This window comes from Lederbergia sp. B243.17, from assembly GCF_057657925.1.
On the sequence record NZ_JBWBKF010000009.1, the window covers coordinates 1 to 11340 of the forward strand.

12 protein-coding genes are annotated in these 11340 nt (G+C 44.8%); 7 read left to right on the forward strand and 5 right to left on the reverse strand.

The window, feature by feature from the left end:
• Together AC0TWI_RS00185 and AC0TWI_RS00190 are read left to right on the forward strand one after the other, a co-directional pair.
• A partial coding sequence (locus AC0TWI_RS00185) for an IS3 family transposase (RefSeq protein WP_488124311.1) occupies positions 1 to 101 on the forward strand: 101 nt, incomplete at its 5' end.
• Between the two features lie 172 nt (positions 102 to 273).
• Positions 274 to 528, forward strand: coding sequence for a hypothetical protein (locus tag AC0TWI_RS00190; RefSeq protein ID WP_488124317.1), 255 nt, complete (start codon positions 274 to 276; stop codon positions 526 to 528).
• A gap of 30 nt (positions 529 to 558) precedes the next feature.
• Here the strand turns inward: AC0TWI_RS00190 and AC0TWI_RS00195 are convergent, their stop codons facing one another.
• Both AC0TWI_RS00195 and AC0TWI_RS00200 read right to left on the reverse strand, forming a co-directional pair.
• Entirely contained in the window at positions 559 to 846 is a 288-nt protein-coding gene (locus AC0TWI_RS00195) for a late competence development ComFB family protein (RefSeq protein WP_488124318.1), read from the reverse strand.
• Positions 847 to 965: 119 nt separating this feature from the next.
• Positions 966 to 3071 carry a putative bifunctional diguanylate cyclase/phosphodiesterase gene (locus AC0TWI_RS00200; protein WP_488124319.1) on the reverse strand — a complete coding sequence of 702 codons (2106 nt, stop codon included), beginning with the start codon at positions 3069 to 3071 and terminating at the stop codon, positions 966 to 968.
• A gap of 571 nt (positions 3072 to 3642) precedes the next feature.
• Here AC0TWI_RS00200 and AC0TWI_RS00205 point away from each other — a divergent pair.
• From AC0TWI_RS00205 to AC0TWI_RS00215, 3 genes are read left to right on the forward strand one after another with little or no spacing between them, the layout of a single operon-like run.
• Complete coding sequence (locus AC0TWI_RS00205; RefSeq protein WP_488124320.1) at positions 3643 to 4467, forward strand: transporter substrate-binding domain-containing protein; 825 nt, start codon at positions 3643 to 3645, stop codon at positions 4465 to 4467.
• A gap of 39 nt (positions 4468 to 4506) precedes the next feature.
• A complete protein-coding gene (locus AC0TWI_RS00210; RefSeq protein ID WP_488124321.1) occupies positions 4507 to 5172 on the forward strand; it encodes an amino acid ABC transporter permease in 666 nt (221 codons plus the stop codon).
• A gap of 19 nt (positions 5173 to 5191) precedes the next feature.
• Entirely contained in the window at positions 5192 to 5917 is a 726-nt protein-coding gene (locus tag AC0TWI_RS00215) for an amino acid ABC transporter ATP-binding protein (protein ID WP_488124322.1), read from the forward strand.
• 58 nt (positions 5918 to 5975) lie between these two features.
• On the opposite strand, the gene AC0TWI_RS00220 is transcribed toward AC0TWI_RS00215, so the two are convergent.
• Positions 5976 to 7130, reverse strand: a complete 1155-nt coding sequence (locus AC0TWI_RS00220) for an MFS transporter (RefSeq protein ID WP_488124323.1) — start codon at positions 7128 to 7130, stop codon at positions 5976 to 5978.
• Positions 7131 to 7593: 463 nt separating this feature from the next.
• Between AC0TWI_RS00220 and AC0TWI_RS00225 the strand changes: the two genes are divergently transcribed.
• On the forward strand, positions 7594 to 8682 hold the full coding sequence (locus tag AC0TWI_RS00225; RefSeq protein WP_488124324.1) for a hypothetical protein: 1089 nt from the start codon (positions 7594 to 7596) through the stop codon (positions 8680 to 8682).
• A 111-nt stretch (positions 8683 to 8793) separates the two neighbouring features.
• Complete coding sequence (locus tag AC0TWI_RS00230) at positions 8794 to 9288, forward strand: TspO/MBR family protein (protein WP_488124325.1); 495 nt, start codon at positions 8794 to 8796, stop codon at positions 9286 to 9288.
• Positions 9289 to 9295: 7 nt separating this feature from the next.
• Here the strand turns inward: AC0TWI_RS00230 and AC0TWI_RS00235 are convergent, their stop codons facing one another.
• Together AC0TWI_RS00235 and AC0TWI_RS00240 are read right to left on the reverse strand one after the other, a co-directional pair.
• Entirely contained in the window at positions 9296 to 9529 is a 234-nt protein-coding gene (locus AC0TWI_RS00235) for a hypothetical protein (protein WP_488124326.1), read from the reverse strand.
• 110 nt (positions 9530 to 9639) lie between these two features.
• Complete coding sequence (locus tag AC0TWI_RS00240) at positions 9640 to 11112, reverse strand: methyl-accepting chemotaxis protein (RefSeq protein ID WP_488124327.1); 1473 nt, start codon at positions 11110 to 11112, stop codon at positions 9640 to 9642.
• Positions 11113 to 11340: the final 228 nt, after the last annotated feature.

The following is an 11340-nucleotide window of genomic DNA, read 5'->3' on the forward strand; positions in this document are numbered from 1 at the left end:
AGATTAACCATTATATGGTCTATTATAATAATTATCGTTATCAGTGGAATTTAAAAAAGATGACCCCTATTCAATATAGGAATCATCTTCAAACTGCTTAATCTCTTTTTTTATTGTGTCCTTGACATAGGTACCACTTTATGAACTTGGTTCAGGACAGTCTCTTTTTCCTTCTCAACAAAAGCCTATTTCTTGTCTCTGCTTGCTCCCTTGGCATTTGTCCTGCATAGGATGGAGCGAACAGACAGAATGAAAATTTGAGGAGGATGCTGCGTGAATCAATTTTATGAACAGCACTATCAACACCCTGCGCAAGGGTTCCAGGACGATACAAGATTTGGTTTTGGCCGGCCGTTTTGGCGGCCATACGGGTTCGGTCGCCCCTTTGGTTTCGGTTACGGATTTGGCGCCCCGCTGCTTGGCGGGTTCCTTGGAGGACTTGCGGCAGGCGCCTTGATCGGCCCGGGTTGGTACGGTCCTGGCTTTGGCTACGGCCCGGGTTTTGGCTACGGCGGGTTTTACTACTAATAAGAAAGAGCCGAAGTATATCGGCTCTTTTCAACTTTGCTTTTGACACCGCGGGCTGTCTGAAACTGTTTGAGCGGCCCTTGAAATGGTTTTTAGAATATTGATAGCTCCTTGCTGATCCGCCTGGTACATAGCCCGGATATAAGGACTTCGATCCTTATTGACTATATAGCGCGGCGGAAGCTCATTAAGCGAAATGGCAAATACATCAGAGAGACAAGTATCACACGTACAAGACATATGAAGCTGCGGAAGATTTTTTTCGATCTCTGTTTTGACGATATCTTCCATGATATTCCTTGCTGCAAAAATGGACATGATTTCACCTCACAAATAGCTTCCCATTCAGGGTATCCTTTTTCCCACTATCATGAAAGGGAAGAAAAGACTATTTATGGAAATGTCAGGACATTCTGATGCGATAGTACAGCGTTATTTCAGCTGATTTTTTCATAGCCTTCAACCCATTTTGGCAGTTCCTCAAGTGCCATCGGCCTTGAGAAGTAGTAACCTTGCAGCTGCGGGCAATTCAAGCTCCGCAAAATCTCCCACTGCTCCAATGTTTCCACTCCTTCGCAAACAACATTCAAACTGAGCATGTCTGCAAGATCAATGATTGTTTTGGTAATGCTGCGGCTCTTGCTATTCGAATCGATATCCCGGATAAACTGGCGGTCAATCTTAATTTCCTGGATCGGAAAATGCTGAAGATAGAGAAAAGCCGAGAAACCCGTTCCGAAGTCATCGATACTGATGACAAAACCGAGCTCACGCAGAGCGGCAATCCGGGAAAGGACCGTCTCAAAATCCTCCATGGCGACATTCTCTGTAATCTCAATCGTCAGACTTTCAGGATTGACATCATATTGCTTGAGGCAGTCCGCCAAATAGATGTTCAGGCCAGGATGAAGGAAGTGACGCGGGGAGACATTGATCGAGAGACGGTACTCCTCTTTCCCCTCCATCTTCCATTTTTCCAATAGGGTAAAAGCTTCCTTGATCACCCACTCGCCAATTGGAATAATCAGGCCGGTTGATTCAGCAAGATTGATAAAGGTTATCGGGGGAATTAAGCCCCGTTCCGGGTGGTTCCAGCGGATCAATGCTTCGAAACCGATTATGTTCCCAGTGACACAGCATATTTGCGGCTGATAATAGAGTTCGAATTCATTACAATCGAGCCCTTTTCGCATGTTCATCTCGGCCAGTAAGTCATTTTCCATCGTTTGCAACATATTTTCCGTGAAAAGGGCTTTTACATTCCTAGTATTCTTTTTCATCCCTGCATTCAAAGCGACTTGTGCCTTCTGAACACACGTCTTGGCATCCTTTCCATCCTTCGGGAAAACGGCGACACCGCAGCTGTGGGTCACATAAATGTCCTGTCCCTGGATGTACATCGGCTCAAGAAGCTGGTCAAGCAGCCCCGTTATCAGGCCTGTCACCTCTCTATCGTCATTGACGACTGGATAAAAAATCGCGAAATGGTCAAAGCCCATCCTCGCTACGTTTCCCAGCGGTAAAAAGCATTCCTCAATCCGCCTTGCCATCCTGATCAGAACCTCGTTCCCTCCATTGAAGCCAAGGACATCCTGGATGTTTTGAAATTGGTCAAGCTTCAGATAAAGCATCATATATTTTTGCCCGGGGGCGAGTTTTTCAATTGTTTTATTTACATCTTTCATGAAGCTGAACTGGTTCGGAAGACCTGTCAACGGATCGCGATAGGCCAGCTCCCACATTCTTTTTTCAACTTCTGCCCTTTTCATCCTCTCGAATAAAAAGCTGAGCATATCTGTCAGAGTTACTACCGCAGTCCGGACCATCTCTGTCCATGTCCGCTTAGATAGCGATTCACAACAAAGCACCCCCCCGATCCCCGTGCTTAATAACAGCGGAGCATCCAGAAGTGCTTTTACATTTGGATCGAGTCCTGCAGCCCGTTCATCGTTAGTCGCATCTTCAATGACAAGCGTTCGGGATGTGACGATTTCTTCAAAATAACGGGGGACTTTACCCGCTTGCAGACTTTCGCAAAGAGAATGTCTCCGCTCCGCCTTGATAAATTGGTTGTGGCAAATGAGTGTCTTTTTTCCTTCCTCAAATGACCAGACACTGACCCTGTCACAGTCCACCAGATCAGCGATCGTTTCACAGATCTCTTTCAGCATTTCTGTAATGCTCTCTTCGGTCAGTTCCTCTGCTTTGATCAATTCGAACAGCCGATGCTGCTGCGTACGGAGGGTTTCTTCAAAATGATTGGATGAAAATCGTTTTACGGGCAACAGAAAGTAGGTAATATCCCCATTCCTTGCCCGGACTGCCGCAGCATAAAAAAATTCTCCGGCAATATTGACCCGGATCATTTCTGCCTGAACAGGATTGACTTCAGCTAGTTTCCGATCGATTTCCGCCTTATATGTCTTGTAAAAGACATTCTCCCCGCCCATCGGCTCGTATGTATGCAACCGCTTGTTGTACATGATAAACAAAGGAAAGTGCTGGTCAGCACCGTGCGTCCCTGCAAGAGAGTTCCTGTTCATTTCGCTTCCATCCTTATCAATTCGACTCATTACTATTCTTTTATCGGCATGACACAGTTATTCTTTAACGAAACGCCGGCAATTAAATTGAAAAGAAGCAAGCGGATGGGTATAATGTACCTAACTGAAGCGGAGCCGGGTGGTGCAACACCCGGCCGCACAATCGCTTGCCAGCAGTTTTCTAAAGCAATAGAGAGCCCGTTCAGCGGCCGTTCCTTTTTTTAGGAACGGTCATTTTTTTTTGTAAGATGGACAATTAGAGTCACGACGAGCGAAATGAGCGTAACCACCCCGACTACAGCGGAGATAAGCAGCTGGATTGATTGGTATACGGTCAAAGCAACACCTCCATCCCCCATGCGGTTATTGGCGCCGGCAAGCAACCGCTCTTTTATTTTACCACAAACAGAACAAATGTTCCTATTTTTACTCTACTATTTTTCCTTTTCTAACTTTTATACCTTTTTTCCAAAAATAGTTTTAAGAGACCCACGATTAGGGAAAAGGAGGAAACGACCTGCTAACGGGCCTTATTTTGGCCATCTATATTACTAAGGGGGAGATTGTAAACATGAAGAAGATGAGGTCATTATTATTTGTCCTGGCAGCAGCCTTGCTTGCTCTTTCAGCCTGCGGACAAAAAGAGAAAGCTGCTGATGCCGAAGGATCTGGAGGAAATGGAGAACTTGTACATAAAGGAAAGCTGACATTCGCAGCAAGCGGTGTATATAAGCCATTTAACTTCGAAGAAAATGGAAAATTAACGGGATTTGATGTGGAAATCGGAGAGGAAATCGCCAAACGGATGGACCTTGAGCCCAATCCGGTGACCAATCCGTTCGAAACGATCTTGCAGGGACTCGTCGGCAAGAAGTATGATGCTATCATCGGTTCAATGGCCTACACAAAAGAACGGGCAAAAAATGCCGCTTTTACAAAGCCGTACTACTATTCGGGCGGCATGATCTGGGTCGCAAAAGACAATAACGACATTAAAACACCTGAAGATCTGGACGGCAAGAAAATTGGCGTTGTCGCTTCCTCCACTTATGAAGGACCGGCAAAAACTCTTTCGGATAACATTCAATATTACAACAGTGATGTCGTGGCACTGAAGGACCTGACAGTTCCAAACCGGCTTGATGCTGTTATCACTTCTGACATCGTCGGATTTGAAGCGATTGACAGCGGATTTGACATCAAGGAAGTCGGAAACCCGCTTTGGGTTGAACAGCCGTCCATTGCAGTCCGCAAAGATAATACAGGGCTCCGGGATGAAATCGACAAAGCTTTGAAAGAGATGATTGATGACGGAACGTACGATAAAATTTCAAAGAAATGGTTTGACCGCAATCTGCTCGATATCGATCTTGAAGATGCGGAAATGCTTGATTAATGGATAACCAGATGCTAATGGAAAGAGGGAGTCTAATCCGTGCCTGAGATTTTTGTAACGTTATATGAAGTATTTATGAGAACATACGACGGCTTTTTGAAGGCGATTGTCATCACCCTGGAGATTACGGCAATTGCTATCGTCATCGGGACCGTGTTTGGAGTCTTGTTCGCACTGATGAAGATTTCCCGCTCTAAAATCCTCCAGGCGATTGCCAATCTCTACATCTCGCTCATCAGGGGAACACCATTGATCGTGCAAATCATGTTTCTTTATTACGGGATTACATCGATTGTTGTACTGTCAAACTTCTGGGCGGGAGCGATTGCACTCGGGATTCATAACGGCGCCTATATTGCAGAGGTGTTCCGCGGAGCGATTCAAGGAATTGATCGCGGTCAAAGGGAAGCAAGTCTCGCTCTCGGGATGAGCCGTTCCCAGGCGATGCGGAGGATCATCTTCCCTCAGGCCCTCCGCCGGGCGATTCCGCCACTAGGCAATCAATTCATCATTACACTGAAAGATTCTTCTCTTGTATACGTTATTGGTGTGGCCGAGCTGTTCGGACTGGCCAACAGGGAAGCGGCCGCTTCGTTTCAGCCATTTGAAACATATATGGTGGTCGGGCTCTATTATCTCGTCCTCGTCCTCATTTTTACCGGCCTGTTGAAGTGGTATGAGAATAAATTAAACGTCGAAAGATAGTAGGCAAGGAGAGTTCGGCATGATCAAAACGGAAAACCTTCATAAATCTTTTGGGAAGCTTGAAGTGCTGAAAGGCATTGATATAAATGTAAAGCCAGGCGAAGTCGTTGTGCTCGTCGGTGCCAGCGGGTCCGGCAAAAGTACCTTGCTGCGCTGCCTGAACTTCCTTGAAGTGGCGGAGGAAGGCAATATTTTAATAGACGGCAGGAAAATTGACCGAAAAAAAGATGATTTATCTAAAGTTCGGGAAGAAGTCGGAATGGTTTTTCAGCATTTCAACTTATTCCCTCATAAAACGGTCCTTGAAAATATTATTGAGGCACCTTTAATCGTTAAAAAGAAGGATAAGGAAGAGGCAAAGAGACTGGGACTTGAATTGCTTGGAAAAGTCGGGCTATCGGACAAAGCGGATGTCTATCCGAACAAGTTATCGGGCGGACAAAAACAGCGTGTTGCTATAGCCCGCGCACTTGCAATGGAGCCGAAAGCGCTGCTCTTCGACGAACCAACATCTGCACTTGATCCCGAACTTGTTGGCGAGGTACTTCAGGTCATGCAGAATCTCGCTGAGGAAGGGATGACGATGGTCGTTGTCACACATGAAATGAAGTTCGCCAAGGAAGTCGCTAGCCGCATTATCATGCTGGATGAAGGTAATATAATTGAAGACGCAGATCCGGATACGTTCTTCAATCACTCAACAAATGAGCGCACGAGACAGTTTCTAGAAATGGTAAATGTGTAAGCAAATAAGCCGCAAGGACAGGCTCTTCGCCCTCTCTTGCGGCTTTTTAAATTGAAGATTACACTGTCGCTTTTTCCCGTTTCTCTTTCCTCATATAAAACAGAGAAGCAGCGAGCAGCAGCAGGAGCCCTGTAAAGATGAACCCTCCATTGGCACTTAATTCAAGCAATCCGGTAAGACCTGAGCCGATTACAACCCCAAAGGAAAAAAATGCGTAGAAGTATCCATACGCCCTTCCTCGGTTCACTGAATCTGTCGAATCGATCAACAATGAATTGATCGATGGAAATAAGAACGCGAACCCCGCTCCATATAGGGCAAGGCAGCCGTACAGAAGGAGTTGTGATTCACTCTGGCTGATCAAAAGCAAACTGAGCCCCATTGTACCCATTCCAGCTGACAATGTGTAAATCGGCTGGACACGGTCAAAAATCCTGTTTGTCGGCAATAGGAAAACAACAATGGCAACAAGGCCGAAGGTGCTCAACAGCAGGCCGCTTGTTCTTGAATCAAGACCGAGCCCAATCACCTTTAAAGGAAGCATATAGGCAAGAACCCCCTGTGAGAACATCAGAAAAAAGGCTCCGAGAAAAGCTTTCCACACTTCTCCCTGTGTGAAGAATCGCCGAATCGTCAGTCCATTTCCCTTCTCTCTTTCATCCTGTTGATCCGCAGGATGTACGCGCAAAATTAGGAAGGATGCAATTCCAAGCAAAATCATAAAAACAGCAGTAACGGCAAAAACAGCCGGTTCGCCCGTACGACTCGCCACTATTCCGCTGAATGCCGGCCCGATCACTGCAGCCATTCCAATAAAGGCTCCAGAAATCGCTCCCCCCTTCCCTCTTTTTTCCCGGCCTGTCGCATTTGCCAAATACGTAAAAGCTGCCGGAACGATCAGCCCAGAAACAAGTCCATGCAAGAAACGGATCATGAGAAGCGAAATTGGCCCGCTTGCAAACTGGTAAAATATCAGAATGATACCTGATCCGATCAGCCCAAACACCAATATATGAAACGGCCCCTTTTTATCTGTCAAGAAGCCCGATAAGACGTTTCCAATCGTATTGGAGAAGGAGAACATGCCGACTGTTAGCCCTGTAAGAAAAGCCGACGCACCAAGCGACTGTGCAAATGGACTCATAATCGGCAGCTGAGTGAATAAATCAAAGAAAGAAAAAAAGACAATTGCATACACCAACTTCTTTGCCATACAATCCCTCACTTTTTCATAGCTTCCTTGAGTGTAACATGTATATAGAGCCCCCTTCCAGAATTGGATTTTTTGTCATAACAATATTGAAGCGGCGAGCACTACCGTAAAAATACAGTGAACTTAATCTGATCTGTTTCAACTTATCAATAAAAAGGCCTCAAGCTTTTCGAACTTAAGGTCTTAATAAGAAAATAAAACATTGCTAAATTTCATTCTCTCAAATTTCTTTTCAAGTGTTTTTTCTTGCTTTTTTTCGGGAAAGCAACTATAAAGGGAGGCTCTTTGAGCAGCATTGTCAAACTTCCAGAGAACCTTACATCTTTCGCCTCAGAGCCCCCGTTGATTGACGAAAAAAGAATTACGATTCATCCTCTGGAATTGAAACTCTTTTGCTGCTCAGTTCGTCTTACTATTATGAAAGGTCTTATCAAATATTATTGTATATAAGGGGATTGAGATCATGAGCCGAAGAAAGAGAAAAATGTTTGTGTTGGCATCTGCTTTGACATTGGGAATCGGTGTATTGGCACCTTATTCTGCATCGGCTGTCACAGAGCCGATTGGCGTTGAACTGCAGGCTGAGCGCGTTTTCAATGGTAAAGTCCTTAATTTCTGGCGCGACGGGCTTACGATCAAGACAGAAGAAGGAAAGAAATATAGCGTAGGGCTTCACCAGTTTAGTGAAGAACAATTTGAACAGATGCAGCTTTTCGAAGGTGCCGAAGTTCAAGTGGTTGGAAAGGAACTCAGTGATTTCGGTGAATTTTATACATTTGATGTTTATAAGCGGGATCTCCCTAAAGGAATAACCGAGGAAGAAATGCAAAAGCTTGAGAAGCTGTACAATGATGCCCGCAAACTGGAAAAAGAAGAAAAGTGGGAAGAATCTGCAGCCCTTTGGCAGGAGATGGATAATATCACCAGACCTTACTATCTGGCCGAGTGGCAGCCAGAGTCCTTTGAAGAATATATTAAATGGTATGAGTTCGACTTCTCCGCTGAAGACCTGCAAAAGCTGAAGAGCCTTTATGAAGAATGGGTTGTCCTTGCCAAGGCAGGAAATGATCAAGAAGCCGGACCGAAAATGGAGCAATTTTATCAGATCATACAAAGCTACTACGTTCCGCCTACTTTTGAAGAAATGATTGCTGATCTCGATGTCACAATTTCTGAAGAAGATAAGGTTACGTTGAAAAAGATCTATGAGGAAGCCATTGCTGCGGATCAAGCCGGAAATTATGAGCTATCTGAACAAAAATGGAATGAATATCATAAAATCATGCGTCCATATTACCGTGAAGCATATCCGTCCCCGACATTCGAGCAAGTAATGGAATCCTATGACTTTGAAGTCTCGGAAGAAGACCGCGCTAAATTAGCAGACATTTACGCAGTCATTTTGGAAAAAGAAAAAAGCGATCAATACGACGAGATGTATGAGGAATGGGATAAATTCTACTCTATTCTTAACCCTTATTTTGAAGAAAATGCCGAGAAACCATTCCTTCCATCAAAATTGGTCATCAACGGCGTCACGTTCGAACCGTAACCGCAAAGAGGAACTGCCCGCTCAATCTGAGTCTGGGCCGTCCCTCTTTTTTTGTTTGTTTTCATCCAATTTAGGCAACATACATACTATCAAGGCTACAGGAGGTTGAAGATGGAACTTTTTAGCGTAAACGGAAAAGTCAATGTGAAGAAGCTTGCTGTCAATGTCCTTGTTCCGGTTGCTGGAGGAACAATAGCTGGCTTATTGGCCAACAGGAACACGAAGGAGCAATATAAGGACTTGGATAAACCTGCTTTCTCGCCGCCTTCATGGGTTTTCCCTGCGGCTTGGACAACCTTATATACGGTAATGGGCATCGCTCAATACCGCGCTCGCAGTAAAACAAAGAAAAAAGATGAGGCAAAGGTGAAACTATCGAATGATGTACAGCTTGGATTGAACTTCCTTTGGTCATTTCTATTTTTTAAGTGGGGACTTCGCGGAACTGCTTTAGCTGAGATGGCTGCCTTACTCGCCGCAATCTCTTGGACGGCATATGAGTATTATCAAGTGGATAAGACGGCAGGAACGATGATGCTTCCGTATATCGGCTGGGTCATGTTTGCCCTTGGCTTGAATTACTCGGTGTGGAAGCTGAACAAATAGACTTCTCTCAATGCAGCTGATCTTGCAGCCTTTCTTCCAGATCCTCAATTTCTTGTGCCAAATCATAGAGCTGCTGTGTCCAGGCTGCAAGGTCCGGCGAGTCTGGATTATTTAAAAAGGCTGCGGTCAATTTGTTCATCTCCGCGACCTTTAGTTCAAACTCTTCCAATACAGCAATATAATGCTGAAGCAGTACCTTTTGCTGCTTCAGTTTTTTTCCCTGCTTCACTTGTTGGTCCACTGGAACACTTCCCATTACTCTTTCTTTTCTTTTTATATCGGCAGAAAAGCGGTACCTTGCAGGGTCTTTTGCTTCATAAAAAAAAACAAGCCGGGGTTCCCCCTCGGCTTTTATTGCTTTCCGATCGTAGTCGCCTCTTCATATGTTGTGTTTATGTAATCCGTCATTTCCTCTTGTTCCTTCCAAAGCTTTTCCAGAGTTCCGAGAAGCTGCTCCATGGCAGCGCCGCTTTGATCCATAATCGCTGCATATTCAGCTGAATGTTCCTCTATTTCGCTGCTGTTCTGCGAAACAGCGTCCACTTCCAGGCGGAAAAGACTCAATTGTTCCTGCAATACCTTCATCGCATCTTCAACATTGGCAAACAAACTATTGGATTCATCAGCAAGCTCGGCTTGCTGCCGGATGAGTTTCATTCCATCCTCCAATTTACTTAATGCCAGTTTGTTTACCGTATTTACCTCATTCAAATTCCCATCGATTTGCTTCAAGGTATCATCTGTCATACCTGATAACTTTCGGATTTCCTCAGCTACAACAGCAAAGCCCTTGCCGTATTCTCCTGCCCTTGCTGCCTCAATCGAAGCATTCAGCGACAGTAGATTGGTCTGTTCGGTAATTTCCTTGATGGAAATGGCAAAAGTGTTGGTTTCAGAAATTCTGTCAGTCAGAGTGGTAAATGTATTCGATAGACCTGTAAAAAAGTCTGTAAAAGAATCGATGCTCGCTTTCATTGCGGAAATTTTCTCAGCGCCGTCTTCTGACTTTTCACTGGCTGTACCCGCCTGATCCAGAAGCTTGCCAAGATGCCGCTCCATCTTCCTTACCGAATCTGCAGTTCTTTCTGTGCTTCCCGTTATAGCGGTTACACCATCCATTTGCTTGTGGCTGCCTGCACTGACTTCGGCCACAGATTCCAGCATTTCCCCATAGGAGGCCGTGGCTCCATTTGCTTTTATGCGTATCTGGTCCAGAGTGCCTGTAATGGAAGAAACCGTGCGATTCAACTGCTCAGCCGTCTGCTCATCCTCCGATGCCCTTTCATCTGCTTCCTTCACCAATTGCTCTACCTGTTGGAAAACTTTCTTTCCTCGACGGATGAGCAAAAAAAGACCAAAGCTAGATAACAGAAAAATGACAAGTAAACTGCCGGGTGAAAGTGATTCATTCTCCAAACCGCTGAAATAATTGATATTTATCAAGATAATCGCGAGGCTCCATAGAAATCCATAGAAAAAAACGGTGAATGTTCCGTGGATACTGGCCAATATGAGCAGGAAAAAGCCTAAGGCTATTGTTCCAAGTGTTATGGCCGAGTGCAGTACCATTGCCTGCACCGATGAGACACCGATAATGGTGACGAAAATGAGGCCAAAATACTTTTCAAACCACTCATACTTCCTGCCAAGCAGATAAAAAATGCCCATTGTAAGAAACGGACTTGCAACTGAAAGAATGACCTCCAAGCTTCCACCCATAAACAGCTCAGCAGCAATTCCCAAAACACAAGACCAAGCGTAAGCTGACGCCATAATATTATTTTTTTGCCGTCTGTCATTCTTTTTGACTAGTTCGATATTCACAATAATCCCCTGCCTATCTCTAGATGCTTCCCATATTATACTACCTTTTACCTATAAAGGAAGCATAAAAAAAGAGAAAGCCCACTTAATGATATGCTCCCCCTTAAGTAGACAGATGAAAAAACAAAAATCTGTTGCTTAGGGGGGAGCCCTTTTTATGTCTGTATCGTTTGAAAAGAAACTGGAGGCATTACAGCTGTATGAGGAAGGATTCCATACCATTTCAGA

Bases quoted from the DNA above. Each gene is read 5' to 3' on its own strand.
- AC0TWI_RS00195 (WP_488124318.1), bottom strand. From the start codon at position 846: ATGTCCATTTTTGCAGCAAGGAATATCATGGAAGATATCGTCAAAACA.
- AC0TWI_RS00200 (WP_488124319.1), bottom strand. From the start codon at position 3,071: ATGAACAGGAACTCTCTTGCAGGGACGCACGGTGCTGACCAGCACTTT.
- AC0TWI_RS00205 (WP_488124320.1), top strand. From the start codon at position 3,643: ATGAAGAAGATGAGGTCATTATTATTTGTCCTGGCAGCAGCCTTGCTT.
- AC0TWI_RS00230 (WP_488124325.1), top strand. From the start codon at position 8,794: ATGGAACTTTTTAGCGTAAACGGAAAAGTCAATGTGAAGAAGCTTGCT.
- AC0TWI_RS00215 (WP_488124322.1), top strand. From the start codon at position 5,192: ATGATCAAAACGGAAAACCTTCATAAATCTTTTGGGAAGCTTGAAGTG.
- AC0TWI_RS00225 (WP_488124324.1), top strand. From the start codon at position 7,594: ATGAGCCGAAGAAAGAGAAAAATGTTTGTGTTGGCATCTGCTTTGACA.
- AC0TWI_RS00220 (WP_488124323.1), bottom strand. From the start codon at position 7,130: ATGGCAAAGAAGTTGGTGTATGCAATTGTCTTTTTTTCTTTCTTTGAT.